The organism is Achromobacter sp. RW408, assembly GCF_003184165.1.
GTDB lineage: Bacteria > Pseudomonadota > Gammaproteobacteria > Burkholderiales > Burkholderiaceae_B > Achromobacter > Achromobacter xylosoxidans.
The window spans coordinates 54,112-79,103 of sequence record NZ_QHHO01000046.1 but is presented as its reverse complement, the minus strand read 5'-3'; the positions used below and the strand labels follow the sequence as shown (position 1 = coordinate 79,103).

The 24,992-nt window shown below is 68.5% G+C and carries 23 protein-coding genes and 2 riboswitches; of the genes, 14 read left to right on the top strand and 9 right to left on the bottom strand.

What is annotated here, in order from left to right; translation table 11 throughout:
• Positions 1-191: 191 nt before the first annotated feature.
• The gene (locus DK459_RS10340; protein ID WP_045953615.1) at positions 192-1,094 is read left to right on the top strand and encodes a LysR family transcriptional regulator; all 903 of its coding nucleotides are present in this window, start codon (positions 192-194) and stop codon (positions 1,092-1,094) included.
• 44 nt (positions 1,095-1,138) lie between these two features.
• On the opposite strand, the gene DK459_RS10335 is transcribed toward DK459_RS10340, so the two are convergent.
• Both DK459_RS10335 and DK459_RS30390 read right to left on the bottom strand, forming a co-directional pair.
• Positions 1,139-1,426, bottom strand: a complete 288-nt coding sequence (locus tag DK459_RS10335; protein ID WP_054444409.1) for a hypothetical protein — start codon at positions 1,424-1,426, stop codon at positions 1,139-1,141.
• Between the two features lie 145 nt (positions 1,427-1,571).
• On the bottom strand, positions 1,572-2,192 hold the full coding sequence (locus DK459_RS30390) for a hypothetical protein (RefSeq protein WP_131727666.1): 621 nt from the start codon (positions 2,190-2,192) through the stop codon (positions 1,572-1,574).
• A gap of 126 nt (positions 2,193-2,318) precedes the next feature.
• Here DK459_RS30390 and DK459_RS10330 point away from each other — a divergent pair, with 126 nt between their 5' ends.
• The 3 genes from DK459_RS10330 (at position 2,319) to DK459_RS10320 (ending at position 6,006) form a co-directional block, all read left to right on the top strand.
• Positions 2,319-3,968: a hypothetical protein gene (locus DK459_RS10330; RefSeq protein ID WP_054444410.1), complete on the top strand. Its 1,650-nt coding sequence runs from the start codon at positions 2,319-2,321 to the stop codon at positions 3,966-3,968.
• A 172-nt stretch (positions 3,969-4,140) separates the two neighbouring features.
• A complete protein-coding gene (locus DK459_RS10325; protein WP_024069628.1) occupies positions 4,141-4,950 on the top strand; it encodes a DinB family protein in 810 nt (269 codons plus the stop codon).
• Between the two features lie 108 nt (positions 4,951-5,058).
• Complete coding sequence (locus DK459_RS10320) at positions 5,059-6,006, top strand: Dyp-type peroxidase (protein WP_024069627.1); 948 nt, start codon at positions 5,059-5,061, stop codon at positions 6,004-6,006.
• Between the two features lie 6 nt (positions 6,007-6,012).
• On the opposite strand, the gene DK459_RS10315 is transcribed toward DK459_RS10320, so the two are convergent.
• Both DK459_RS10315 and DK459_RS10310 read right to left on the bottom strand, forming a co-directional pair.
• On the bottom strand, positions 6,013-6,459 hold the full coding sequence (locus tag DK459_RS10315) for an SRPBCC family protein (RefSeq protein ID WP_020928567.1): 447 nt from the start codon (positions 6,457-6,459) through the stop codon (positions 6,013-6,015).
• A gap of 97 nt (positions 6,460-6,556) precedes the next feature.
• Positions 6,557-8,272 carry an NAD(P)H dependent flavin oxidoreductase family protein gene (locus DK459_RS10310; RefSeq protein WP_024069626.1) on the bottom strand — a complete coding sequence of 572 codons (1,716 nt, stop codon included), beginning with the start codon at positions 8,270-8,272 and terminating at the stop codon, positions 6,557-6,559.
• 81 nt (positions 8,273-8,353) lie between these two features.
• Between DK459_RS10310 and DK459_RS10305 the strand changes: the two genes are divergently transcribed.
• The 3 genes from DK459_RS10305 (at position 8,354) to DK459_RS10295 (ending at position 11,590) form a co-directional block, all read left to right on the top strand.
• The gene (locus tag DK459_RS10305) at positions 8,354-9,856 is read left to right on the top strand and encodes a PLP-dependent aminotransferase family protein (protein ID WP_024069625.1); all 1,503 of its coding nucleotides are present in this window, start codon (positions 8,354-8,356) and stop codon (positions 9,854-9,856) included.
• A gap of 57 nt (positions 9,857-9,913) precedes the next feature.
• Positions 9,914-10,702, top strand: coding sequence for a PhzF family phenazine biosynthesis protein (locus DK459_RS10300; RefSeq protein WP_024069624.1), 789 nt, complete (start codon positions 9,914-9,916; stop codon positions 10,700-10,702).
• Positions 10,703-10,846: 144 nt separating this feature from the next.
• Positions 10,847-11,590: a sulfite exporter TauE/SafE family protein gene (locus DK459_RS10295; RefSeq protein ID WP_006384875.1), complete on the top strand. Its 744-nt coding sequence runs from the start codon at positions 10,847-10,849 to the stop codon at positions 11,588-11,590.
• A 51-nt stretch (positions 11,591-11,641) separates the two neighbouring features.
• Here the strand turns inward: DK459_RS10295 and DK459_RS10290 are convergent, their stop codons facing one another.
• The gene (locus DK459_RS10290; RefSeq protein ID WP_110134704.1) at positions 11,642-12,871 is read right to left on the bottom strand and encodes a D-amino acid dehydrogenase; all 1,230 of its coding nucleotides are present in this window, start codon (positions 12,869-12,871) and stop codon (positions 11,642-11,644) included.
• Positions 12,872-12,915: 44 nt separating this feature from the next.
• A riboswitch (glycine riboswitch) is annotated at positions 12,916-13,002 on the bottom strand.
• 1 nt (position 13,003) lies between these two features.
• A riboswitch (glycine riboswitch) is annotated at positions 13,004-13,094 on the bottom strand.
• A gap of 167 nt (positions 13,095-13,261) precedes the next feature.
• Between DK459_RS10290 and ampC the strand changes: the two genes are divergently transcribed.
• A complete protein-coding gene (gene ampC / locus DK459_RS10285; RefSeq protein ID WP_370445599.1) occupies positions 13,262-14,458 on the top strand; it encodes a class C beta-lactamase in 1,197 nt (398 codons plus the stop codon).
• Positions 14,459-14,485: 27 nt separating this feature from the next.
• Here the strand turns inward: ampC and DK459_RS10280 are convergent, their stop codons facing one another.
• The 3 genes from DK459_RS10280 to DK459_RS10270 all read right to left on the bottom strand — a co-directional run bounded on the left by DK459_RS10280 (position 14,486) and on the right by DK459_RS10270 (position 17,782).
• Positions 14,486-15,499 carry a 3-hydroxybutyryl-CoA dehydrogenase gene (locus DK459_RS10280; RefSeq protein WP_024069621.1) on the bottom strand — a complete coding sequence of 338 codons (1,014 nt, stop codon included), beginning with the start codon at positions 15,497-15,499 and terminating at the stop codon, positions 14,486-14,488.
• 2 nt (positions 15,500-15,501) lie between these two features.
• Positions 15,502-16,599 carry an NAD/NADP octopine/nopaline dehydrogenase family protein gene (locus DK459_RS10275; protein WP_110134702.1) on the bottom strand — a complete coding sequence of 366 codons (1,098 nt, stop codon included), beginning with the start codon at positions 16,597-16,599 and terminating at the stop codon, positions 15,502-15,504.
• A 190-nt stretch (positions 16,600-16,789) separates the two neighbouring features.
• Positions 16,790-17,782 (bottom strand): AraC family transcriptional regulator, encoded by a 993-nt coding sequence (locus DK459_RS10270; protein ID WP_006384866.1) that lies wholly within the window; start codon positions 17,780-17,782, stop codon positions 16,790-16,792.
• Positions 17,783-17,944: 162 nt separating this feature from the next.
• Between DK459_RS10270 and DK459_RS10265 the strand changes: the two genes are divergently transcribed.
• The 6 genes from DK459_RS10265 (at position 17,945) to DK459_RS10240 (ending at position 24,072) form a co-directional block, all read left to right on the top strand.
• Entirely contained in the window at positions 17,945-19,348 is a 1,404-nt protein-coding gene (locus DK459_RS10265; protein WP_047991267.1) for an MFS transporter, read from the top strand.
• Between the two features lie 169 nt (positions 19,349-19,517).
• On the top strand, positions 19,518-19,943 hold the full coding sequence (locus tag DK459_RS10260; protein ID WP_053500734.1) for a CopD family protein: 426 nt from the start codon (positions 19,518-19,520) through the stop codon (positions 19,941-19,943).
• Positions 19,944-20,144: 201 nt separating this feature from the next.
• The gene (locus DK459_RS10255) at positions 20,145-20,984 is read left to right on the top strand and encodes a MetQ/NlpA family ABC transporter substrate-binding protein (RefSeq protein WP_049055540.1); all 840 of its coding nucleotides are present in this window, start codon (positions 20,145-20,147) and stop codon (positions 20,982-20,984) included.
• Between the two features lie 92 nt (positions 20,985-21,076).
• The gene (locus DK459_RS10250; protein WP_110134701.1) at positions 21,077-22,195 is read left to right on the top strand and encodes a methionine ABC transporter ATP-binding protein; all 1,119 of its coding nucleotides are present in this window, start codon (positions 21,077-21,079) and stop codon (positions 22,193-22,195) included.
• Positions 22,173-22,829 carry a methionine ABC transporter permease gene (locus DK459_RS10245; protein ID WP_026383015.1) on the top strand — a complete coding sequence of 219 codons (657 nt, stop codon included), beginning with the start codon at positions 22,173-22,175 and terminating at the stop codon, positions 22,827-22,829. Before DK459_RS10250 ends, DK459_RS10245 begins: the two co-directional genes overlap by 23 nt.
• A 46-nt stretch (positions 22,830-22,875) precedes the next feature.
• Positions 22,876-24,072 carry a PLP-dependent aspartate aminotransferase family protein gene (locus DK459_RS10240; protein ID WP_110134700.1) on the top strand — a complete coding sequence of 399 codons (1,197 nt, stop codon included), beginning with the start codon at positions 22,876-22,878 and terminating at the stop codon, positions 24,070-24,072.
• A 42-nt stretch (positions 24,073-24,114) separates the two neighbouring features.
• On the opposite strand, the gene DK459_RS10235 is transcribed toward DK459_RS10240, so the two are convergent.
• Positions 24,115-24,992, bottom strand: an 878-nt coding sequence (locus DK459_RS10235) for a hypothetical protein (protein WP_110134868.1), incomplete at its 5' end; no start/stop codon positions are given.

Here is a 24,992-nt window from a genome sequence, read left to right as displayed (position 1 = left end):
GCTGGCATCGCGGACTGAAGGGGGAGACAGAAAACGGGCGGCGGAAAAGACGGTGGCAGGTGGAACAGACGGTCCCAGTATGAAAGCCTCGCTTCTTGCGGTGAATAGCAAAATCCGGAAAGCAGCCTTGCAGATATGAAATACTGGAATCGTTTAGGATCGCCGCGGAGCGCGTCGAAAGCGAGGGCAGGGTGAACCGATCGGAAGGCATGGCGCTGCTGGTGGCGGCCGTGGACCAGGGCAGTCTCAGCGGCGCTTCGCGCGTCAGCGGGATTTCATTGGCGTCCGTCAGCCGGCGCATCAGCGCGCTGGAGGAGCGCGTGGGCACCCGCTTGCTGGTGCGCTCGACCCGCGCCCTGCGCCTGACCGAGGCGGGGCAGCGCTATTACGCCGAGGCCAAGCGCCTGCTGGCCGAGATGGACGAACTGGAAAGCAGCATGCGGATCGACGCCGCCGAGCCCTCGGGCCGGCTGCGCGTCACGGCGCCGACGCTGTATGGGCGGGTGCACCTGCAGCCCTTGCTGGCGAAGTTCCTGATGCAGCACCCCAAGGTCGCGCTCGACCTGCATTTGCTGGACCGCCCCGTCAACCTGCTGGAGGAGGGCATCGACCTGGCCGTGCTGGTCGGCGAACAGCCCAGCTCCAGTCTCGTCGCCCGGCGCCTGGGGTCCATCCGCTGGGTGCTGAGCGCCTCGCCCGATTACCTGGCGCGGCGCGGCATCCCTCACAGCCTGCAGGACCTGGCGCAACACGATGGCCTGGTGTACAGCCACCTGGCGACGGAGGATGCGTGGACGCTGATCGACAAGGGCAAGCCGGTGACCGTGCGGGTGTGTACCCGCATGCGCTCGAACACCGTGGACGGCGTTGTCACGGCCGCGGCGGCCGGCGCCGGCATCGTCTATGCGCCCGCCTGGGCGATCGCGGACCACGTCGCGGCGGGGCGCCTGCAGCCGTTGCTGGTGGCGTCGGAAACCCCGCCCCGGCCGGTGTTCGCGTTGATGACCCACCAGCGGCTGATGGCGGGCAAGGTGCGGTCACTGGTGGAGTTCCTCGCCCGGCACCTGCGCGAGAAATCCTTGAATGATCTGTGACGCCGGGCCAGGGCGCGAGGCGCCCGGCCCTGGCTGAGAGAAGATCAGAATCCGTTCACCAGCGCCTTGCCGGTCTCGTTCAGCGGCTTGCCCTGGTTGACCACGTCGGTCAGCTCCGTCACGAACCACGGCAGCACCAGCTTGGTGTCGCTCTCGGTCAGGCCGATGCGCAGGCGTTCTTGCGGCGCGGCCGGGGCCCGCGGTTGGGCCTGGCCTTGCGTCGCGGCCGTTCCGAGCGCGGCGGGGGCGACCGGTTCGGCCATTGCCGCGGTGGCGGTGGCGCTCAGCAGCAGCGTGGCGGCGAGGGGGACAACGCGTTGGAAGAAGGACATTTGAGACTCCGGAGGCGGGTATCGATTCATGGTCCGTCCGTCAATTCGTGCTGACGCCATGGCAATCGTTGTCAGCATTGTGCGGTGGAGGGGGGCGCTTGGATGCCTGGGAGTTGTGATCGTGTGTGAAGATCTGTCCGTGGGATCAGTTTGGTGCAAATCGGACGCGAGCCTCATCCAGGGCTGACCGACTTGGCCCTGACGCGCGTTCGTTGGATGCGAGCGGTTTGCCGAATACTGCATCGAAGCCCCATTCGGCACAGTTGCGAAAGGCGCTTGTGCTGTTGGGTAGTGGTAGTACCAGGACGACCCAGCGAAAGGCTTGAAATGGAACGGCATCGAAATCAATCCCGCCGTTTCCTCGCGTTTTGTCGAGTTTGATGCATCGCGTCCAGGGGCTCTGGTTTTTCTCGCGCTTCAATTGGACGTATCTCGTATTGTCCAAATGACTCTTGACGCGTTCACGTACCAGGTCGGCTTGGCCGCGGTAAATGACGGGAAGTCCTTCGATCCTGAGACTGCATTCGTCGCGCCTGTCCAGATTCGGAACGAAGTCTGAAGCGATCATGTAGAGACCTTTGCCGCGATGAACATGATTGAGGCTCTCGGGCGAGCTTATTTCGACGAACTCATACCCGGGTGCTTTTGCGCCGGGAGTGTGCAGCCTGAAGAGATTTTCGAAACCAAGGACCGACTTGAGCCTGATGTCGTCATGTATCTCGGCATAGTCGGTGAACATTTTCTTCGTAAGTGCTTGGAAGGGCATGTTTTCTTCTCGTGATCCGGGGGCTGGATGCTGATTCCGGTGTTGGTGCGGGCCGATCGATGGCTCGATTTCAGCATATGTTTCATAATGTGTAAACTGATAAAAAAGTTATCACAGGAGTGAGGCATGGCCCTATTCGGAAAGCAGTTCGGCGTCAGCGCTTTGAAGAATGTGCTTGATTCGGCAAAAGGAAAAATCGAGGACGGCGCCAGCTCATTGAAAGATGCAGCGGGGGCTTTGGGTGATAAAGCCGCGGACGTTTCGAGAGCCGCCTTGAGTGCCGTAAAGGCGGTTGACTATGAAGAGACCAAGCGCAAATCCTTGGCCACCGCAAGCGGGCTTGTCAACAATGCCAAGGATATGGGCAGTAGAGTGGCGGATTCTGTACGAGAATTCGATTTCGATGAAGCCAAGGAGTCCGCATCCAGCTTTTCCAAAAGGTCCATTGACAAGCTGCATAAGTACTTTCGCACTACTTTCGAGGTGGACAAATCCACCTTCGAAATGGTCAATGACATTCGCCGCAGATTACCGACCCCGGTGAGTTCGATCGACGATATTTACGACCAATGTCGTAAAGAGGCTGCGCGCCGCGCGATCGCCGCCTTCATGCTGGGAGGTATCCTCGACCAGCAGAGTCAGGCCAAGTACGACAAGCTCACCGACAGCTACGACTTCTATCGCAAAGACCGCCAGAAGTACATGGGAGATTATGGGGGAATGGCTCCCAAAGCCGGTACGCCGGACGGCGCGGTCTTCGAGAACGGCTACAACCCGGACGAACCTCTCATTTTCGCTCGCGATAAGGCCAACACCGTCACGGTCGATCATGTCACGTCGCGTCAGGAAATTTTCCAGAACACGCTGCTCAAGATTGGGCTGACGGACGAACAGTTTGGCGCCGTCGTCAATGACCCGCGCAATTTGAAGTACATGCATCGCAGCCTCAATAGCCAAAAGAATGGCCACGATATGTACGACTGGTTGGCCAACAACAGTCGGCCGCATCCGACCGATGATGGCAAGTTGATCGTTACGATCAAAGGCTCCAAGACGGAACACGTCGTCGATAAGAAGGCCGTGGACGCAGCGTATGCGGAGAGCAAGGAGGCCATTCGGGCCGGCCAGATTCAAGCGGTTAAGGAAATATCGACTACGGTGGCATTGACCGGCGCGACCATGGCAGCTCAGCAGGTCGTCGGCCTGATAGTCGTCGAAACCATTGATGTATTCATGGATGAACTGAAGCGAGTGAAGCTCGTCTCCGGTGACGGCCTGCTCAACGAACTGGCACAGAGCAAAGAACGGATATCGGCAGCGTTGAATCAACGGTTTGAGGAGCGAAATCTCTGGGATCGTGCCAAGTCGCTGGGACTGGAAGCGGGTGTGGCCGGTGCGCTCAGCGTGATACCGCAGATTTTGATTTCACTTATTGTGAAGATGCCGGCTTTTGTCTACGCGATCATTCGTGAAAGCACCCTCAGTGTGGTGCGTTGCATCCGTGTGTTGGCCAGTAACGAGTCCGACAAGCTCGCAGCGCTTCAGGTAATCATGCTTGGGACCGCATCCGCCGTCGCGGGTGTTTATGTTGAACGAGTGATCAGCCAAGGCATATCGTCGGTTCCGTTGCTCAATAGATTTAATTCGCAAGTGTCCGGGATCTTGTCTGGGATGATGATTACGGCGATCCCACTGGCGGCGATTTATACATTTGAGCAAAACAAAAACGCGCTGGTTTTGAAGCTCAGGGGTCATGGAGATTTGCCGGCTTGTTGAGGGCATCGTCGCGCCACGCGACGCAGGGGTATTGGCCGTCGCGGCCCCAACTTTTGCGACGGCCGCTGCGGCGCCCGGCCTGCCTGTTCCAGCGTCGAATGCCGCCATCGCGCGGTTGACGGTGCTCGGCTGGTAACGTATCGTTTTGCGCAGTTACCGGCCACCCCGCCCCATGCATTCCCGTTTCGACCGATTCCGCGCCACCCCTCTCGGGCAGCAGCTCGAGGCCCTGATTGACGAGCCGGGCCGCTACCTCGAGTACGCGGCGCTGTCGCGGGTCGGCGTGGCCGCCGTCGCCGCCATCAGCGACGACGTCGAAACGATGTTCCCCGAAGTCGCGGCGGACACCACCGCGCGGCAGTTCTGCGGCGCGCTCGTGGCCGACCTGATGCGGCGCCATGGTCATGAGGTGGTGCAGGCGCGCGGCCGCGTGGCGGGCGCGATCTTCAGCTATGGCGCGGTGTTCAGCCCGCGGCCCGTGGCGCTGCCGTTCGCCGGGGTCATCGACGGGCTGGCGCGCATGCCGGACGCCGTGGCCAGCCTGATGGCGCGCGTGCCGGCGCCGTGGCGTACCCGCCGGCCCGACGGAACCGGGTTTTCGGCCACCGAACACGTCTGCCTCCTGCGCGGCCTGGATACCGTGTTCGTCCAGCGCATCGAGGCCATTCTCGCCGCGCCGCTGCCGCGCATCGATTCCGTCGACGGCAGCGCCCTGGCGGCCGAGCGCGATTACCAGGAGCAGGACCCGGACGCCGCGCTGGCCTCGTTCCGCCGCGGCCGGGCGCAGTTGTGCGCCTCGCTGCGCAAGCTGGACGCGACGGCGCTGGCGCGGTGCGGCCTGCGCGACGGCCTGCACCGCATGACGCTCGAACAGATCGTGCGCGAGCTGCTCGAGCACGACCGCACCCATTGCCAGGAACTGGAAGAACTGCTCGCCGAACTGGCCCCGCCGACCGCTCGTGGCGAACGCGGCGCCGCATGAGCCGCGGCGCCCGCCGCCACGCCCGTGCCGCGGGTCCGCGACCGCATCGGCTATATTGCCAGCGCCCCTTTTCTTTCTCGCGGGCCGCCGCCGGCCCCATCGAATCCCATGCCTGAAAAACCCGTAGAACCGCAAGCCGTCCTCAGCCCCAACGCCCGCTACGCGATCTTCATCGTCGCCACGCTGAACCCCGGCGCCGACAACGCCGCCGCCGTGCGCGCCTGGTGTGAAGACGTCGGCAACCTGGTGCGCACCGTCGGCACGCGCGCGGTGGCCGCCGACCTGTCCTGTGTCTGTGGCTTCGGCTCGGCCGCCTGGGACGCGCTGTTCGGCGCGCCGCGGCCCGCCGGCCTGCATCCGTTCCGCGAGATCGGCACGGGCGAGCGCGTCGCCGTGTCGACGCCGGGCGACATCCTGCTGCACATCCGCGCCGAAGCCATGGACGCCTGTTTCGAGCTGGCCACCTTGCTGGTGGCCGCGCTGGGCTCGGCGGCCACGGTGGTCGATGAAGTGCACGGCTTCCGCTACTTCGACCGGCGCGCCATCATCGGCTTCGTCGACGGCACCGAGAACCCGCAGGGGTTCGAACTGCCCGGCTACACCCTGATCGGCGACGAGGACGAAGCCTTCGCCGGCGGCAGCTACGTGCTGGTGCAGAAGTATCTGCACGACATGAGCGCCTGGGAAAAGCTGTCCACCGAACAGCAGGAACTCATCATCGGCCGCCGCAAGCTCACCAACGTCGAGCTGCCCGACGACGTCAAGCCGTCGTACTCGCACAGCGCCCTGACCACGCTGGAAGAAGATGGCCAGGAGATCAAGATCCTGCGCGACAACATGCCGTTCGGCCGCGCCGGCGCCGGCGAATTCGGCACCTATTTCATCGGCTACGCGCGTTCGCCCAAGCCGATCGAACAGATGCTCGAGAACATGTTCGTGGGTCGTCCTGCCGGCAACTACGACCGCCTGCTCGACTACAGCCGCGCCGTCACCGGCAGCCTGTTCTTCGTGCCGTCGGCCGAGCTGCTGGACGAGCTGGCCGAACGCGCAGGCTGATCGGCCTCAGTCGGGGATCTGCGGCTCGACCAGCCGCATCAGCTGGGCCAGCGATTCCTGCCAGCCCAGGTAGCACATCTCCGTCGGGATCACCGCGGGGATGTTCTCCTGCACCACGGTCATCTCCGTGCCGCAGGACACCTTGCGCAAGGTGATCGTGGTCTGCATGCGGCCCGGCAGGTTCGGGTCGTCGAACTCGTCGGTGTAGCGGATCTTCTCGCCCGGCACCAGTTCCAGGTATTCGCCGCCGAAGCCGTGGGCGTGGCCGGTGCCGAAATTGCGGAACGCCATGCGGTGCCTGCCGCCGACCTTGGCATCAAGCTCGAAGACCTCGCAGGTGAAGCCATACGGGGGCAGCCAGCGCACGACCGCGTCCGGCTCGAGGAAGGCGCGGTAAACGGTGTCGGGTGATGCGCGCAGGACGCGATGCAGGGTAACAGTGCCAGTCGTCATGATGAATCCGCCTTTGAAGGAAGTGGTGCGTATCGGGACGACGTATGAGCTTGGGGCGGATCGACAGGCCCGGCATTGGGACAAACCCTGAGTCCGGTCAAGCAGCCGCGTCCGCCATCTCCCGCAACAGCACGTCCTCGTAGAACGCGCCGATCGGCAGCGTCCGGTCGCGCACCTGGATCTCCAGCACCCAGATGCCGTCGGCCGGCACGAATTCGGCCTGCGCCAGCCGGTGCCGGCCGTACAGCGCGTGCGGAAAATCCGCCACCCGGTGGCCCGGCACCTCGCGCACCAGCTCGCAGCCATAGTCGCGCGCGTAGGCCTCGGCGCGGTCGTACAGGGCCGCGCCGGTCAGCCCGCGCAGCCAGTCCTCGCGGGTGCGCCGGAACACCTGGCGCGCGGCTTCGGCGCAGCGCCGGCGGTCGGCATCCGCGCCCAGCACGAAGGTGTCGCCATAGTCGCCCTCGTAGCCGTCCCATACCGGGCCGATGTCCACCACGAACACGTCATCGTCGCGCAGCCGGCGCTGGAAGTCGGTAGGCTGCACCGCCGGCGACTGCGAGTCGGGGCCGAAGCGCACGTAGGTCGGATGCCAGTTGTGCGACGCGCCCATGCGGCGCAGGTGGGCATCGGCCGCCGTGACCGCCTCGCGCGTGGTCATGCCGGGCCGCAGCAGCGCGGCAATCTCGCGCACCGCCTCGCGCGACCGACGGCGGGCGTCGAGGATGCCGTCCAGGCTGAAGCGCTGGCCGACCTGTTCCCACGGGTGGGCCGGGGCCGGCGCGACGCGCGTGGCGGGCCGATCCCGCGCCGGCACGAAGGCCTCGGACACGAAGCGGTCCGGGGGCAGGCCGGCCGCGCACAACCGATCACGCGCCGCGCGCACCATGGCCGGGTTGCCGCAGGCGTAGGCCACCGTGCGCGGCCAGTCGTGGTCCGCGGCCAGGGCGGCGTCCTGCACGTGCCAGGCGGGCGCGGCGGATGCCCGCGATAGCACCGCCTGCCATTGGAACCCGCTGTGCTTGCCTTGCAGCGCGTTGAGCAGCGGGCCCGCGTAGCAGTCGTCCTCGTCGCGGCCGCCCCAGTAGAGCGTGACGCGCCTGATGCGCGGGTCCTGCAATGCCGCCATCATGATCGCGTGGACGCCGGCATAGCCGGTGCCGGTGGCCAGCAGCACCAGCTCCTGGACCGCCTCGGCCCAGCCCCGCGCCGGCCAGACGCAGGCGCCGTGCGGGCCCGCCAGGGTGAGCGTGTCGCCGGGCATCAGGCGCGGCAGCACCCGTTCGGTGAAACCGCCGCCGGGCATGCGCCGGATGTGGAATTCGAGCCGGGCGGGGCCGGCCGCGGCCGGCACGCTGGCGATGGAGAACGGGCGCTCGCCGCCATCTTCCATCAGGAAGCGCACATGCTGCCCGGCCTGCCAGGTGAAGGCACCGGCGGCGTCGTGGGGCGCCACGATCAGCCGGGTCACGTCGGCGGTCAGCGGCACCCGCGACAGCACCGTCACCGGGTAGTGGCGCGCCGGTTGCGCCGGCGCCTGCCAGTGCGCAAAGCGCAGCGCCAGGTCGCCGGTCGCCCGGCACTGGCACATCAGCAATTCGTCGGCGGCGGTGACATAGGTGCGCTCGGTGGGCGGCGCGATGCGGGCGTAGGCGCCGCCGGCCACCTGGGCCCGGCATGAACCGCACTCGCCGCGCTGACAGGAAAACGGCACGGCCACGCCCTGGGCCAGCGCGGCTTCCAGGATCGAGGTGCTGCCATCGCTGGTGAAGCGGCCGTGCTCGAGGATAATGGCGTGGGCGGGCGTGGACATGGCGCGATTCCGGTGGCGTGCCCCGGGGGGCGATGGGGGCAATGTAGCGATAGAATGGCTCGATGAAATAGGGCCATTTTCATGAACCAGACCAAGCCACTTTCGCGCGATACCCGCCAGGAGGCCAGCCTGGACCTGCCGGTCGATCCGCCGCGCCCGGACGAATCCAAGCAGTCCTGGGTGTACCGGCAGATCCGCGAGCGCATCCTGCGCGGCGTCCTGCCCTCGGGCGGGCGGCTGCCGTCCACCCGCAGCCTGGCGGCGCGCTGGCATGTTGCCCGTTCCACCGTCGAGGCCGCCTACGACCAGTTGCGCGGCGAAGGCTATACCGCCGGCGCGGTCGGGTCCGGCACCTATGTGGCGGCGGTCATCCCGGACAATTTCTTTCGCCACGGACTGCCGGGCGATACGGCCACGGCACCCGCTGCCGCCACGCGCGGCGCGCCGCGCTCGGCCCCGCGGGATGCCGACCGTTCGGTTCCTCCCTTGCGGCACGAACCGCCTTTCACCGCGCGCGGCGCCGACGCCTCGCTGTTTCCTATGGCGGCCTGGCGCCAGGGCCTGCTGGCCAGCGCCCGGCGGGTGACGGCGGCGCAACTGGCGCGCGAGGATCCGCAGGGCTGGTATCCCCTGCGCGAACAGATCGCGCGCTATCTCGGCGCGGCGCGCGGCATTGCCTGCGATGCCGACCAGGTGGTGGTGCTGACCGGCATCCGCGACGGCCTCGATCTCAGCGGGCGCCTTCTGCTCACGCCGCGCGACAAGGTGCTGGTGGAAGACCCCGGCTACCTCAACGCCATGCCGCTGTTCAGCCAGTACACGCGGCGCGTGGTGCCGGTGGCCATCGACCAGCACGGCTTTTCGGTGGCGCGCGCCCGCCGCCATCGCGGCGTCAGGCTGGTGCATGTGACGCCGGCGCACCAGTCGCCCACCGGCGTCACCATGCCGGTGTCGCGCCGCCTGGAGCTGCTGGACTGGGCCGAGCAGGCCGGTTGCTGGATCCTGGACGACGACTACGACAGCGAATTCAACTACGACGGGGCGCCGCTGGCGGCCCTGAAAAGCCTGGACCGCGCCGACCGCGTGATCCACTGCGGCAGCTTCAACAAGACCCTGTTCAACGCCCTGCGCATCGGCTACGCGGTGCTGCCCCGGCCGCTGGTGGCGGACTTCGCCCGCGCCCGCTACCTGACGGGCCGCTCCGGCAGCATCGTCGAGCAGATGACGCTGGCGGCGTTCCTGGAGAACGGCGGCTTCGCGCGCCACGTGCGGCGGGCGCGGCCGGTCTATGCGCAGCGGCGCGATCGGGTGCTGCGCATGTTGCGCCAGGCGGTGGGCGCGGCGCCGCTGCAAGTCAGCGGCGAACATGCGGGCTTTCACCTGGTGTGGTGGCCGCCGCCCGGCATCGACGTGGCGGCATTGCTGGCGCGGGCGCGCACGCTGGGCGTGGGGCTGCAGCCGGTCGCGGAATTCTGTCGGCGCGTGTCCTGGCCGGCGGGCGTGGTGATCGGCTACAGCGCGCGCCAGGAGGCGGAACTGGACAGCCTGGAGGCGCTGCTGCGGGAAGTCGCGGGCGTTTCGTAGCAAAATGCGGCATGGCGGCGCCGCGTCCCGCCTTCACCGTTTTTTCCAGGATTCCTCATGCCGCAACTCGATCTCTACCAGGTGGACGCTTTTTCCGCCGCGCCCTTTGGCGGCAACCCCGCCGCGGTGGTGCCGCTGGAGGCATGGCTGCCGGACGCCACGCTGCAACGCATCGCCGAAGAGAACAACCTGTCCGAGACCGCCTACGTGGTGCGCCGCGGCGACATCCACGAGCTGCGCTGGTTCACGCCCGCGGTCGAGGTCGACCTGTGCGGCCATGCGACCCTGGCGACCGCCTGGGTGCTGTTCGAGCAATTGGGCGCCAGCGAAGAGGTGCTGCGCTTTGCCACCCGCAGCGGCGAACTGCGGGTGCGGCGCGCCGGCGACGGGCTGGCGATGGACTTTCCCGCCAGGCGCCCGGTGGCCGAAGCCATCCCCGACGGCCTGCTGCGGGCGCTCGGCCTGCCGGCGGCGCGCGCGCTGTACCGCACCGACGACTACCTGGTGGTGATCGACGACGAAAGCCTGATCGACGGCCTCGCGCCCGACTTCGCCGCGCTGGCGGCATTCGACGTGCGCGGCGTGGCGGTGACGGCGCCGTCCACCCGCTACGACTTCGTGTCGCGCTGGTTCGGGCCGCGCGTCGGCGTCAACGAAGACCCGGTCACGGGGTCGGCGCACACCTCGCTGGCGCCTTATTGGGGCGAGCGGCTGGGCAAGACCCGGCTCACCGCCGAGCAGGGCGGGGCGCGCAAGGGCCAGCTGCGCTGCGAGCTGCGCGACAACGGCCGCGTCATCATCAGCGGCCAGGCCGCGTTGTACCTGCGCGGCACGATCTTCCTGTGAACCGCGCCGCCATCACCGAAAACCTATTGCCTCATCAACACTTCAAATAAGGCCGCCGCGACACGCGCCTAGAATCTGCCGTCACGAGAGCCGGACGGAACGATCCTTCCGCCGCCGGACACGACAACAAGGAGACGCAGGGCAATGGATGCGGTGTGGATAGTCGCCGTCGGGGCGGCCGTGGCGGGATTCGTGCAGGGCCTGTCGGGCTTTGCCTTCGGCATGGTGGCCATGTCGTTCTGGGCCTGGGTGCTGGATCCGCGGCTGGCGGCGGCGCTGGCCGTGTTCGGCGCGCTCACCGGCCAGCTGCTGGCGGTATTCTCGGTGCGACGCGGCTTCAACTGGCCCTTGCTGTGGCCCTTCCTGCTCGGCGGCCTGGCGGGTATTCCGCTGGGCGTCCTGATCCTGCCGCACCTGGACATGGACTGGTTCAAGGCGGTGCTGGGCGCGCTGCTGGCGCTGTGGTGTCCGGTCATGCTGATGGCGCAGCGCCTGCCGCGCATAGGCGGCAATCGCTGGGGGGACGGCGCGGTCGGGCTGGTGGGCGGCGTGATGGGCGGCATCGGCGGCTTCGCCGGCAGCGTGCCGACGCTGTGGTGCACGCTGCGCGGTTTCGGCAAGGACACGCAGCGCGCCGTGATCCAGAATTTCAACCTGTCGATGCTGGCCGTGACCATGGCCACCTACCTGGCCACGGGCATCGTCACGCGCGACATGGCGCCCATGTTCGCCGTGGTGGCGCCGGCCATGCTGATCCCCACGCTGCTGGGCACGCGCCTGTACATCGGCATCTCCGAAGTCGCGTTCCGCCGCCTGGTGCTGGGGCTGCTGACCTGCTCGGGGCTGACGCTGCTGGCGTCGTCGGTGCCGCGGCTGCTGGGGTATTGAGGGCCGGTCCGCGTCGGGCCCGCTCCCGGCCTGTGCTCTGCCGCAATGGCTTTACGACAGTCCCACCCCCTCCCGCACGCTCGCCGCCAGCATCTGCGCCGTGGCCGCCGACAGCGTCCAGCCCAGGTGCCCATGGCCGGTGTTGTAGAACACGCCGGGCCGCTTGCCGGGGCCGACGCGCGGCATCATGTCGGGCATCATCGGCCGCAACCCGCACCACGGCACCACGCGCGCCGTGCGCACGCCGGGAAAGTGGCGGCGGGTCCAGTCCACCAGCGGCTGGATGCGCTCGGCGCGGATGTCCAGGTTGAAGCCATTGAACTCGGCCGTGCCGGCCACGCGGAAACGGTCGCCCAGGCGGCTGGTGACGATCTTGGCGGCCTCGTCCAGCAGGCTCACGTTGGGCGCGGCGGCCTGGCTGGCGGCGTCGTCCAGGTGCACGCTGATCGAATAGCCCTTGACCGGGTAGATGTTCAGCCTGTCGCCCAATTGCCGCGCGAACTGGCGACTGGCGGCACCGGCGCAGACCACGATGGCGTCGGTTTCGTGCTGCTCGCGCCGCCTGCCGTCTTCGCGCGCCAGGTCCAGCACGTAGGGCAGGCCGTCGCGGCTGATGGCGCGGATGTCGGCATCCTGTTCGAAGCGCACGCCGCGGCGCGCGCAGGCCCGCGCCAGGCCGCTGGTGAACTTGTGGATGTCGCCGGTGGCGTCGGACGGCGTATAGAAGCCGCCGTGGCAGGGCGTTTGCAGCGTCGGCTCGATGCCGCGGATTTCCTCCGGCGTGACGGCGTGCCGCTCCAGCCCGCCTTCGCGCAGCAGCGCGTTGGCGCGGCGCGCGGTCTCGAAGCTGGCGGCATCGTGGTAGATGTGCAGGATGCCGCGGCGCTCCAGGTCGAAATCGATGCCTTCCTCCTCGGCCATGGCGTACAGGTGCTGGCGCGCCTCGATCGCCATGCGCGTGGTGGCGATGGTGTTCTGGCGATAGTTGCGGATCTGCCCCATGAACTGGGCCAGCCATGAATACTTGTGCCAGCTCGGACGCGGATTGAGCAGCAGCGGCGCGTCGTGGCGGCCGAGCCAGCGCAGGCCCTTCATGATGGTGGCGGCGCTGTTCCAGACTTCGGCATTGCTGGCGGACAACTGGCCGCCGTTGGCGTAGGACGTCTCCATGGCGGGATAGCGCTGACGGTCGTAGACGGTGACGTCGTAGCCCAGTTTGCTCAAGGCGTAGGCGGACGTGACGCCGGTGATACCGGCGCCGATGATGGCGATGCGGGGCATGATGGCTCCAGATGGCGTGGCCACGATCCGATGATCGCGGCACCCCATCTGTCTCTGTACCTGAGAGCTTCACCCGGGCGCGAGGGCGCGGGTTCCCCTTCGGTGGGCGCCAGGCGCCTCTCTCCAGATTGTCTAGACCGCGCAGTCCTGTTGCCTGAGAGTTTCCGGGGCGGTTGCTCCGTCGGCGCCCGCCACGGGGACGGGACTCTTCTGCGGGGTTTTGAATCGACGCAGTGAGAATAGCCAAAATCTGCCGCGAGCGGGACTCAGGGTTAATACCAGGAAGGAGGCGGATAGGCTCTACACTGGGCGCCAACCCGCGCGGCACGCGCCGGTCAGAAAACGAAAGGACGATCCCGCATGCGCGCTCCGGCAATGTTCCGTATTTCCCTGCTGTCCACGACGTTGGCGCTGGCCCTGGCCGGCACCGCCTCGGCCAGCCCGGCCGTTGCGCAAGCGCCCGCCGCCAAGGCAGCCACGGCATCGGCCTCCGCATCCACGCCCGCCAAGGCCGATCGCGCCACCGCCGCCGTCGACGCCGCGGTGGCCGAGGTCATGCGCCAATACGGCATCGACGGCATGGCCATCGGCGTCAGCCACAACGGCGAGCAGCGCTTCTTCAACTATGGCGACGCCTCGCGCCAGCCGCGCCGCGCCGTTTCCAGCGACACCCTGTTCGAACTGGGTTCGATCAGCAAGACCTTCACCGTCACGCTGGCCGCCTACGCGCAGGCCACGGGCCGCCTGTCGCTGGCCGACAGTCCGGCCAAGTGGGTGCCCGAGCTGCAAGGCAGCGAATTCGCCAAGCTGACGCTGGTGAACCTGGCCACGCACACCGCCGGCGGCTTTCCCTTGCAGGTGCCGGACGCGGTCCAGAACACGGCGCAACTGATGGACTACCTCAAGGCCTGGACTCCGCAGTATGCGCCCGGCACGAAGCGCACCTATGCCAACCCCAGCATCGGCATGCTGGGCGTGGTGGCGGCGCGCGCGCTGGGCGAGTCCTACGTGGCGGCGATGGAGCAGCAGCTGTTTCCCAAGCTGGGCCTGCGCGACACCTGGCTGGAAGTGCCGCCGCGCAAGATGCCCGACTACGCCCAGGGCTACGACAAGCAGGACGCGCCGGTGCGCCTGAACCCGGGCGTGCTGGCCGACGAGGCCTACGGCGTGAAGTCCAGCGCCCGCGACATGCTGCGTTTCGTCGAGATCAACCTGGGCGCCGCGCCGGTCGACGCCACGCTGCAGCGCGCCATCGCCGAGACCCACACCGGCTATTACCAGTTGGGCGCGATGACGCAGGACCTGATCTGGGAACAGTATCGCTACCCGGTGTCGGTGGACGACCTGGTGCGCGGCAACTCCGCCCAGGTCGCGTTCGAGACCCTGCCGGTCAAGGCCCAGCAACCGCCGCTGGCGCCGCAGCAGGCGGTGTGGGTTAACAAGACCGGCGCCACCAATGGCTTTGGCGCCTACGTGGCGTTCGTGCCGTCGCGCAAGCTCGGCATCGTGATCCTGGCCAACCGCAACTATCCCAACGAGGCGCGGGTGCGGTTGGCGCTGCGGGTGCTCGAGGCGCTGGCGCCGTGAATGCCGCCGCCCGGCGCGCAGCGGCCTTCAGGATCGGGCCGCAGGGGGCGCCTGGCCGGCCGCCCTGGCGCCATCGAACCTCGGCAGCAACCCCATGATCTCCAGCCGCGCGCACAACTCGCCCAGCCGCCGCAGCTTGTACGCTTCGACGTCCATGCCGCCATAGTCGTAGAAGCCTTGCCCTTCGCGCAGGCCGTTGCGCCCCTGTTCCATGTTGCGTTCGATGATGGCCGGGGCCGCGAAGCGCGCATCGAGCGCGCCGGACAGGTAGCGCGAGGCGTAGTAGAGGATGTCGCCGCCGCCCCAGTCGATGAACTCCAGCAGGCCCAGCACCGAGAAGCGCAGGCCGAAGCCCAGCCGCACGGCGGTGTCGATGTCCTCGGCGCTGGCCACGCCTTCCTCGACCATGCGGGCCGCCTCGTTCATGGCCAGCGCCTGGATGCGCGGCACGATGTAGCCGGCGGCGGGCGCGCACCGCACCGGCGTCTTGCCGGCCAGGCGCAGCACCGCCAGCAGGTCCTGCAACGCCGCGTCGCTGGTCCGCGGGCCGGGGCTCACCTCCACCAGCGGGATCAGGTAGGCGGGATTGAGCCAGTGCGCGTTCAGGAAGCGGCCGGGCGCGCGCACCATGTCGGCCAGTTCGGTGACCAGGAAGGTCGAGGTGGTGGAGGCGATGACGCTGTCCGGCGCGCAGGCCTCGCCGAGCCAGTCGAAGGTGTCGCGCTTGATGTCCAGTTGCTCGGGCACCGCCTCGAACACCACGCGGGCGCGGGCCAGGTCGGCCAGGGCGTCCTCGCGCGCCACCAGGCGCACGCGGCCCAGCGCGGTGTCGGCCTGGGCCTCGTCCAGCAGGCCCAACCGCACGAGCGTGCCCAGTTCGCGCCGCAGGCCGCCCAGCACGCGGGCGAAGGTTTCGGCGCGCTCGCCGCGCGCGCGCGGCTTGATGTCGATCAGCGTAACGTCCAGTCCGGCATGGATGTATGACAGGGCGATGCCCATGCCCATGCGGCCGGCGCCGACCACGCACAAGGTCCGTTCCATGGTCAGCATCCTTGCGCGAGCAGCGCGGCCATGTCGGCGCGCGACAGGGCGTCCAGCCCCAGCGCCTCCAGCGTGCGGCCCTCGGCGTACAGGTCGCGGCCGGTCACGGCCGAGGCCACGCTCAACAGGCCCTGCGCCACCGGCGTGGGCACGCCGGCCCAGCGGCCGGTCGACACCAGGAACGACAGGCCCAGGCGCGTGTCTTCCAGCATGTAGCGGTGCGTGCCCAGGTCGATGGTTTCGCGCCAGTCGCCGCTGTCGGTCAGCTTGCCGTGGGCGCCGCGGCCATACATCCATTCGTCGCCCTCGCTGGCATAGTGATCGGCCAGCGGGAAATGCGGCGCGGCGTAGCCCAGCGCGGCGCGGATGGCGATGCGTTCGGCGTCCAGCGCGTCGGTCACGCGGCGGATCGACGGCTGCGTGCCCTCGTTGTGGATGTCCCAGCGTTCGAAGTGTTCGAGCGGACCTGCGTTCATCAGGATCAGCGGCGGGTGGATCACCGGGCCGGCGTTCATCAGCGCCCCGGACAGCGCGTCCTCGATCGGCTCGACGCTCGGATAGGCCTGCGCCAGCGTTGCCAGCGCGGAGCCGGCCAGGCGACTCGGGAACACGCCGGTGGGCAGGCGCGTGGCGTAGGCGCTGATGACGACGCGGTCGCCGTGCTTGCGCGCCAGATAGGGCAGGGTGCCGGTTTCGGCAAAGGCGACCTCGGCCGGGTTGCCGACCTGGCGCAGGGCGCGGGCAAACAGATAGCTGCCGAAGGTGCCGGGTGGCAGGAACACCACCTGGCCGTCGCGCAGGTGCGGCGCCAGCTCGGGCGCCAGCGCCGCATGCGAGGTGGACGGCAGCGGAATCACCAGCAGTTGCGCGCCCGCGGCGGCGGCGGCCAGGTCGGCCGTCAGCTCGATCTGGCCGGGCGCCTCGCCCAGGGCGATACGGCGGGTGCCGCGATAGTCGGTGACTTCCAGGGCGCCGGCGCGGCGCAGGCTGTCGAACGCCGCCGCGTCGCGGCGCCACAGGCGCACCCGATGTCCTTTTTCCGCCAGGTCGGCGGTCGCCGCGTAGCAGCCGTGGCCGCCTCCAATAACGCCGATGCGCATGATCGAGCTCCTTCGTGAGAGCTTCGATCCTAGCGATGGCCGGCACGGCGGACTGCGCCGCAGGCGCAAGCGGAATACGGAATCGGCAAGGGAATGCGCGGCGGGGCGCGGCCCGCTGCGTCGGCAGGCGCGACCCGCCACCGCAATGGGCCTGGCGCCCCGCGCTTGAACAGACCTCGCGCGCCGCCCTTCAACAGGCGCGGGCGCGGCCCTGCCGGAGCGTGTCGGACGGCAGGCAGCCGTAGCGCTTGCGGTAGTGCGTGGCGAAATGGCCGAAGCTGGTCACGCCGCAGCGCAGCAGGATGTCGGTGACGCTGTCGCCGTCGCCGGCGTTGCCCAGCGCCGCGTGCGCCAGCGCCAGGCGGCGGTTGCGCAGGTAGTCGCTGGGGCTCTGCTGCAGGAACTGGGTGAAGCCGTTCTGCAAGGTGCGGATCGAGACGCCGCAATGCGCGGCCAGGTCGGGCAGGGCGATGGGCGCGTCGATGTGGTCTTCGATGTAGTCGCGCGCGCGCCGCACGTGCAGCGGCAGCGGCTGGCGGCGATCGGCGCGCAGCGCCTCGGAATAGTTGTGCGGCAGCTGCATCAGCAGCAGCGAGACCAGGTAGTCGGAAAAGCCCGCCGCCAATGTCTGCGTCACGCCTTCGATGGCGGGGTGCTGGTACAGCCTGCACAGGTAGTCCAGCGTTTCCTGCACCGCCGCCAGGCCTGCCGAACCGGGCGCCGCCTCCAGGTCGAACACCAGCGCCTGGCGCAGCGGACGGTCCAGCAACTGTTGCAGCTGGCGTTCCAGCGCCTGCCGCTCGACCCGCAGGATCAGGCTGCGGCAATCCGGGCCGATGCGCAGCACGCTGCGCTCGGAGGGCGACGAAATGGTCAGGCCGCCTTCGCGCAGGGCCGCGCTGCGCTTGCCCAGCGTGACCTGTCCGGCGCCTTGCAGCGTGACGCGCACCAGGTAGTAGCGGGCGATGTCGCCGGCGTCGATCTCGACCTCGGCGCCATAGTGCAGGTCGAACAGCGCGGCGCTGCCGAAGAACACGCCATACAGGCGCGATTGCAGGGGATCGCCGCGCGCCACGCACATGCGGTGCGACCACAGGTGCTGGCTGACCTGATCGGTGATCTCGGAAAGATTGCCCGAATCCAGCAGGCAATGGCGTTGCAGCGGGTAGGTATCGTGGAACATGCTTTCCTGCGCCCCGGGAATAGCCGTTGCGCGCCCGGTATAGAGCCGGCCGGCGCAAAGGCCTACAACAGATGCAGCCATCGGAATGGCGAACCAGACAGCGGGACGCCGCCACCGCCTCGATGCGGCCGGCGCGATCCCATTGCGATACAAGGGAAGAACATGACGGGCGATACCGGAACCGACGCGGCGCAGAAACGCTATGCCTATGAATGGTATGTCGTCCTGATCTGCATGCTAGCGTACATATTTTCGTTCGTCGACAGGCAGATCCTGGCCCTGATGATCGAACCCATCAAGCGCGACCTGCAGCTCTCGGACACCCAGTTCAGCCTGCTGCACGGGCTGGCCTTCTCGCTGTTCTACGCCTTCATGGGCATCCCCATCGCGCTGCTGGCCGACCGCTATTCGCGGCCCCGCATCATCGCCATCGGCGTGGCCTTCTGGAGCCTGGCGACCGCCGCCTGCGGCCTGTCGAAGAACTTCGGCCAGATGTTCCTGGCGCGCATCGGCGTGGGGGTGGGCGAGGCGGCGCTGTCGCCGGCCACGTATTCGATGCTCAGCGACATGTTCCCGCGCCACAAGCTCGGGCGCGCCGTGGGCATCTATTCGATCGGCTCGTTCATCGGCGGCGGCCTGGCTTTCCTGATCGGCGGCTATGTCATCGACCTGCTCAAGAGCGTGGATAGCGTGCGCCTGCCCGGCGTGGGCGAACTGCGGCCGTGGCAGGTGACGTTCTTCATCGTCGGCCTGCCCGGCGTGCTGGTGGCGCTGCTGATCCTGCTGACCGTGCGCGATCCGCAACGCAAGGGCCTGCGCCACGACGCCGACGGGCGGGTGCAGAAGCCCACCGCGGGCGCATTGTTCCGCTTCCTGGGCCGCCATCGCGGCACCTTCTGCTGCCATTACCTGGGGTTCTCGTTCTACGCCATGATCCTGTTCTGCCTGCTGGGCTGGACGCCGGCCTTCTACATGCGCAAGTTCGGCCTGTCGCCGGTGGAGGCGGGCTACATGCTGGGCACCGTGGTGCTGGTGGCCAACACCGCGGGCGTGTTCTGCGGCGGCTGGCTGATGGACTGGCTGGCGCGGCGCGGCTACAGCGACGCGCCTCTGCGCGCCGGCGTCATCGGCGCGATCGGCATGGCGCTGCCGGCCGTGGCCTTCACCCAGGCGAACGGGTTGTGGCTGTCGGTGGGCCTGCTGCTGCCGGCGATGTTCTTCGCCTCGTTCCCCATGCCGACGTCCACGGCGGCCATGCAGATCCTGCCGCCGAACCAGCTGCGCGCCCAGGTGTCGGCGCTGTTCCTGCTGATCTCCAACCTGGTCGGGTTGGGGCTGGGCACCACGGCGGTGGCGCTGCTGACCGACCGCCTGTTCCGCGACCCGGCGGCGGTGGGGCATTCCATGTCGCTGCTGATCGGCGTGGCCACGCTGCTGTGCATCGGCCTGCTGGCGGCAGGCTGCGGCAAGTACCGGCGCAGCCTGGCGCGGGAAGAAGGCGAGCGCGCCGCACCCGCCGCGCAGGTTGCGGCGCCAGCGCGCGCGCCTGCCGGGCAGACGCCGTGACGCGCGCGATGCCGCAAGCCCGGTGAGGCGGCATACGGCTGCCGCGCCCGCGCCGGGGCGCGGCGGTCAGGCCGGGCCATCCCGGACCGGCGTCCGCCTTTGTCCTGGCGCAAACCTCCAGGCCCCGTCCAGCCCCCCGCGATTCGCCACTGCGGCGATAATCGCGCGCATGACCTACCAATTACTCAAAATGCTGCATGTCGCCGCCGTGGTCGCATGGCTGGGCGGCTCCCTGTTCGTGTCGCTGTTCCTGCTGTCGTCGCAGCCGCCCGACAGCGACGAGGCGCCCAAGGAACGCAAGATGCTGGGCGCCCTGCGCCGCTGGACGCTGTTCGTCACCACGCCGGCGATGGTGCTGGCCTGGCTGGTCGGCCTGCACCTGGCCGTGACCTTCGGCTGGTTCGCCATGACCTGGATCTGGATCAAGATCGCGCTGGCGCTGGTCCTGTCGGGCCTGCTGGGCGTGCAGAGCGCGGCCTTGCGCCGCCAGGCCCAGGGCGGCGCGAAGCGCGCGCCGCTGGTCGACCTGTACGCGCCGCTCACGGTGGTCGCCGCGGCGGTCATCGTGACCCTGGTGGTGGTCAAGCCGTTCTGAGGCCCGGCCTGCGGCGTGGCCACGCGGCGCCGGCATGCCGGGCCGGCGCGCGCCGTCGGCGCGGGGCGCGGCCGCTTATGCGCCGGCGCCATATCCAAACACCCCCGTAATAACGACTCAACGAAGTATTCATTCGTGGCCGCGGGGGCCATCCCTAGAATCGTCTCCTCATAACCGTATCGACTGAGAGGCGATTTCCATATGACTCCCCGTACTTACAGCGCCCGCGCGGGCACGTTGGCCAAGGCCCTGCTGGGCGCCGTGCTGGCCGCCGCCGCCATGTTCCACGGGCCGGCGTTCTCCGCCGATCCCAAGCCGCTCAAGGTCGGCGTGCGCGGCGGCGTCGACGAACAGATCTGGGAAGTGGTGGCGCAGGTCGCCAAGAAGAACGGCCTGGCGGTCGAGCCGGTGGTCATCACCGGCACCGCCAGCCCCAACGAGGCGCTCAACAACGGCGACCTGGACGCCAATGCGTTCCAGCACATCCCGTTCCTGAACGACCAGATCAAGCAGCGCGGCTACAAGCTGGTGTCGGTCGCCAATACGCTGATCTCGCCCATCGCCTTCTATTCGAAGAAATACAAGTCGCTGCAGGCCCTGCCCGAGGGCGCCAAGGTCGGCATTCCCAACGATCCCAGCAACCAGACCCGCGCGCTGGTGATCCTGCGCGACCAGGGCCTGATCACGCTCAAGGACGGCTTCGATCCGGCCACCGGCACCGCCACGCTGGCCGACGTGACCTCCAACCCGCGCAAGCTCGACTTCGTCGAAAGCGCCTCGGTGGTGCTGGCGCGCTCGCTGCCGGACGTCGACACCGCGGCCATCGTCAACAGCTTCGCCTACCAGGCCGGGCTGATCGCCACCCGCGACGGCATCGCGGTCGAGAAGAAAGAGAACAACCCCTACGTCAACATCATCGCCGTGCGCGAGAAAGACAGGAACGCGCCCTGGGTGCCCGAGCTGGTCAAGGCCTACCACTCCGAGGAAGTGCGCCAGTTCATCCTGAGCAAATACGAAGGCTCGGTGATCCCGGTCTTCTGAGCCGGAAGGCGCGGCGGCGCCATCCGGCGCCGCCGCCAATCCCGTCCGCGCCATGGCATGAGCCGGGCGCGCGGGCGGCTCGGGAAAACAGCATGATGCAACACGACATTCCCCTGGCGGATCCGGCCCTGCGGCCCGCCGCCGACGCGGCGTGCGACGCCCACATCGTTTTCGACGGACTGCAGAAACGCTACCAGGGCCCGCAGGGCACGGTAACGGCGCTGTCCGATATCTCCTTTGCCATCGGGCGCGGCGAGGTGTTCGGCATCATCGGCCGCAGCGGCGCCGGCAAGTCGACCCTGCTGCGCTCGATCAACATGCTGGAGCGGCCCAGCGCCGGCCAGGTGCGGGTCGACGGCGTCGACGTCGGCGGCCTGGACGAGGACGCGCTGGTCGGCCTGCGGCGCCGCATCGGCATGATCTTCCAGCACTTCAACCTGCTGTCGGCCAAGACGGTGGCGCAGAACGTGGCCCTGCCGCTGCGCGTCGCGGGCGTCAGGCCGGCCGAGGCGCGCGCCAAGGTCGACGCGCTGCTGGACCTGGTCGGATTGCGCGACAAGGCCGACACCTATCCGTCCAAGCTGTCCGGCGGCCAGAAGCAGCGCGTGGGCATCGCCCGCGCCCTGGTGCACGACCCCGAAATCCTGCTGTGCGACGAAGCCACCTCGGCGCTCGACCCCGAAACCACCCAGTCGATCCTGGCGCTGCTGCGCGACATCAACCGCAAGCTGGGCCTGACGGTGGTGCTGATCACGCACGACATGGCGGTGATCCGCGAGGTCTGCCACAAGGTGCTGGTGCTGGACGGCGGCCGCAAGGTCGAGCATGGCGAGGTCTGGCGCGTGTTCGGCAATCCGCAGGCCGACGCCACCCGCGCGCTGTTGCGGCCATTGCAGCATGATCTGCCGGCCGACCTGGCGGCGCGGCTGGCGCCGGACCTGGCGGGCCTGTCGGGCAGGGCCGGCGTGGCGGTGCTGCGCCTGCGCTTCACCGGCCAGGGCCGCCCCGACGGCGTGTCGCTGCAGGCGCTGGCGGCGCTGGGCCCGGGCGCGACGCTGCTGCACGGCGGGCTGGACCGCCTGCGCGGCCACGCCCAGGGCAGCCTGCTGGTGTCGGTGCCGGCCGCCGTTCTACAGGAAGAGGCCGCGCGCGCCGCGCTGGTGGCCGATCAGATCGAGGTACTGGGCTATGTCGCTGCCGATGCTGGATAAATATCTGCAGGCCTTCCTGCAGACGCTGACCATGGTGGGCGTGTCCGCGCTCATCGCGATCGCCGCGGGCCTGACGCTGGCGGTGGTGCTGACCGTCACCGCGCCGGGCAACCTGTATCCGCGGCCGCGCCTGAACAAGGCGCTGTCGATCACCGTGAACACGTTCCGCGCCATCCCCTTCATCATCCTGCTGGTGGCGATGCTGCCGTTCACGCGCATGCTGGTCGGCACCACGCTCGGCACCTGGGCCGCGATCGTGCCGCTGTCGGCCAACCTGGTGCCGTTCTTCGCGCGCATCGCCCAGGTCAGCCTGAACGACGTCGACCATGGCCTGGTGGAAGCCGCGCGCGCCATGGGCTGCCGCCGCTGGCACATCGTGCGCCACGTGCTGCTGCCCGAGGCGCTGCCCGGCATCATCGGCGGCATGACCGTCAGCGTCATCGCCATGATCAACGCCTCGGCCATGGCCGGCGCGGTGGGCGCCGGCGGCCTGGGCGACCTGGCGATCCGCTACGGCTACGAACGCTATGAAACCCGCGTGATGTTCGAAGTGATCGTGATCCTGATCGCGCTGGTCTCGATCGTGCAATTCACCGGCGAATGGCTGTCGCGCCGCGCCGATCACAAGCGTTGACGGCGCCGCGCCGTCCGCTTTCCTGAACCGATTTCCGGAGACTCCCATGTCCGACACGCAACACCACGGCTTCGCCACCCGCGCCATCCACCTGGGCTATGACCCGCTGGACGAACAGGGGGCGCTGTCGCCGCCCCTTTACCTGACGTCCACCTACACCCAGGACAGCATCGAGGCCTTCGACCGCATCCGCCTGGGCGAACAATCGGGCTACGTCTACGGCCGCACCCGCAACCCGACCCAGGCCTTGCTGGAAGAGCGGCTGGCCTCGCTCGAAGGGGCCGAGGCCGGCGTGGTCACGGCCTCCGGCATGGCGGCGATCTCGGCCACGCTACTGTCGCTGCTGCAAAGCGGCGACGAGATCGTGGTCGACCAGATCGTCTACGGCACTGCCTTCACGCTGTTCGCGCAGGGGTTGCCGCGCCTGGGCATCAACGCCGTGTTCGCCGACTTCACGCGCCCGGAAACGGTGGCCGCCGCCATCGGCCCCAAGACCCGCGCGGTCTATTTCGAGACGCCGGCCAACCCCAACCTGCGGCTGGTCGACATTGCCGCCATCTCGGCCATCGCGCGCGGCAAGGGCCTCTTGACCATCGTCGACAACACCTTCGCCACGCCGGTGCTGCAACGGCCGCTGCAGCACGGCGCCGACATCGTGCTGCACTCGGCCACCAAGTACCTGGGCGGCCACGGCGACCTGCTCGCCGGCGCGGTGGTCGGCCGCAAGCAGCACATCGACGCGATCCGCCTGCAAGGCCTGCGCTACTTCACCGGCGCGACGCTGTCGCCGTTCACCGCCTTCCTGGTGTTGCGCGGCCTGAAGACGCTGGAATTGCGGGTCGAGCGCCACAGCGAATCGGCATTGAAGGTGGCGAAGTTCCTGCGCGAGCACGCGGCGGTAGCCGACGTGTTCTACCCGGGCCTGCCCGGCACGGCCGGCGCCGAGGTCGCGCAGCGCCAGCAGGCGGCCGGCGGCGGCTTGGTGGCGTTCGAACTGAAGGGCGGGCTGGCCGCCGGCCGGCGCCTGCTCGACAGCCTGAGGCTGGCGCGCATCGCCGTCAGCCTGGGCGACCCGGAAACCCTGATCCAGCATCCGGCCACCATGACGCACGCCAGCTACACCGCCGAGGACCGCGAGAAGTACGGCTTGTCGGAGGGGCTGCTGCGATTGTCCGTGGGCCTGGAAACCGCCGCGGACATCCTGGCCGACCTCAAGCAGGGACTGGACCGCGCGGCGCGGTGACGGCGAGCCGCCCGGCGCCACGCAGGTTCGAGCGCCGGCCCCTCAGCGCAGCACCGAGGTCAGGCTGTCGAACTGCTGCGCCTCCAGCCGCGCGCGTTCCTCGGTCAACTGGCGCACGGCCAGCTGGTGCGCGCGGAAGCGGTTCAACAGGCTGTCGCGGTCGAACACGATCTCGTTGTGTTCCACGCGCCAGGAACGGCGGTTGTCGTCGAGCAGATTGATCATCTTCTCGAACTCGGCCAGCGTCTGGCGCTCCAGGTCCCAGTTGCGGGCCAGCATTGCGCGTTGCTGCGGGCGCGCCTTGATCGCGCCCTCGACCATCTGGTTCTTCTGCTGCTCGCTCAGGTCGAGCGAACGGATGGTGGCGGGCACGTCCCCCAGCAACCGCTGATTCTGCTGGCTGTATTTCTGCACCACGCGCTGCGATTGCTCCAGGATCAGCCGGCTCTCCACCAGCCCTCGGTCGCGCGCCAGTCGGTTGGGAATGAACAGGTCGGACAGCCGCACTTCGTCCAGTTCCCGCATGTAGGCGCGGTACTGCGCCACCCGTTGTCCCAGCATGATCTTGACGCCGCGTTCGATCTCGCCATACACGCCGCGCGCTTTGGGTGTGGCGTCGATGTCCGGCACGTCGCCGGGCGGATGGTCGGGGGCGTTGATCGCCGCGCGCATCCACTCGCCGGTGCGGCGGATCTCGGCCAGGGCAGTGGCTTTTTGCGCCTCGCGATAGGCCGAGAGGCTGGCCAGCGCGGCGACCGCCACCGCCAGCACCACGCCGATGGCGAATGCGGCGCGCATGCGGTGCAACGGGGTGCGAAAGCGCTTGAACAACGACAGCACGCCGATCGCGATGGCGGCGGGCAGCAGCAGCAGGAGCGCGCAGCCCAATGCGCTGCCGACGCGGTAGCCCAGCGATTCGG

Bases quoted from the DNA above. Each gene is read 5' to 3' on its own strand.
- DK459_RS10270 (WP_006384866.1), bottom strand. From the start codon at position 17,782: ATGTTCCACGATACCTACCCGCTGCAACGCCATTGCCTGCTGGATTCG.
- DK459_RS10290 (WP_110134704.1), bottom strand. From the start codon at position 12,871: ATGCCCCGCATCGCCATCATCGGCGCCGGTATCACCGGCGTCACGTCC.
- DK459_RS10240 (WP_110134700.1), top strand. From the start codon at position 22,876: ATGTCCGACACGCAACACCACGGCTTCGCCACCCGCGCCATCCACCTG.
- DK459_RS10265 (WP_047991267.1), top strand. From the start codon at position 17,945: ATGACGGGCGATACCGGAACCGACGCGGCGCAGAAACGCTATGCCTAT.
- DK459_RS10305 (WP_024069625.1), top strand. From the start codon at position 8,354: ATGAACCAGACCAAGCCACTTTCGCGCGATACCCGCCAGGAGGCCAGC.
- DK459_RS10250 (WP_110134701.1), top strand. From the start codon at position 21,077: ATGATGCAACACGACATTCCCCTGGCGGATCCGGCCCTGCGGCCCGCC.
- DK459_RS10280 (WP_024069621.1), bottom strand. From the start codon at position 15,499: ATGGAACGGACCTTGTGCGTGGTCGGCGCCGGCCGCATGGGCATGGGC.
- DK459_RS10300 (WP_024069624.1), top strand. From the start codon at position 9,914: ATGCCGCAACTCGATCTCTACCAGGTGGACGCTTTTTCCGCCGCGCCC.
- DK459_RS10255 (WP_049055540.1), top strand. From the start codon at position 20,145: ATGACTCCCCGTACTTACAGCGCCCGCGCGGGCACGTTGGCCAAGGCC.
- DK459_RS10325 (WP_024069628.1), top strand. From the start codon at position 4,141: ATGCATTCCCGTTTCGACCGATTCCGCGCCACCCCTCTCGGGCAGCAG.
- DK459_RS10330 (WP_054444410.1), top strand. From the start codon at position 2,319: ATGGCCCTATTCGGAAAGCAGTTCGGCGTCAGCGCTTTGAAGAATGTG.
- DK459_RS30390 (WP_131727666.1), bottom strand. From the start codon at position 2,192: ATGCCCTTCCAAGCACTTACGAAGAAAATGTTCACCGACTATGCCGAG.
- DK459_RS10310 (WP_024069626.1), bottom strand. From the start codon at position 8,272: ATGTCCACGCCCGCCCACGCCATTATCCTCGAGCACGGCCGCTTCACC.
- DK459_RS10260 (WP_053500734.1), top strand. From the start codon at position 19,518: ATGACCTACCAATTACTCAAAATGCTGCATGTCGCCGCCGTGGTCGCA.
- DK459_RS10320 (WP_024069627.1), top strand. From the start codon at position 5,059: ATGCCTGAAAAACCCGTAGAACCGCAAGCCGTCCTCAGCCCCAACGCC.
- DK459_RS10275 (WP_110134702.1), bottom strand. From the start codon at position 16,599: ATGCGCATCGGCGTTATTGGAGGCGGCCACGGCTGCTACGCGGCGACC.
- DK459_RS10295 (WP_006384875.1), top strand. From the start codon at position 10,847: ATGGATGCGGTGTGGATAGTCGCCGTCGGGGCGGCCGTGGCGGGATTC.
- DK459_RS10335 (WP_054444409.1), bottom strand. From the start codon at position 1,426: ATGTCCTTCTTCCAACGCGTTGTCCCCCTCGCCGCCACGCTGCTGCTG.
- DK459_RS10245 (WP_026383015.1), top strand. From the start codon at position 22,173: ATGTCGCTGCCGATGCTGGATAAATATCTGCAGGCCTTCCTGCAGACG.
- DK459_RS10315 (WP_020928567.1), bottom strand. From the start codon at position 6,459: ATGACGACTGGCACTGTTACCCTGCATCGCGTCCTGCGCGCATCACCC.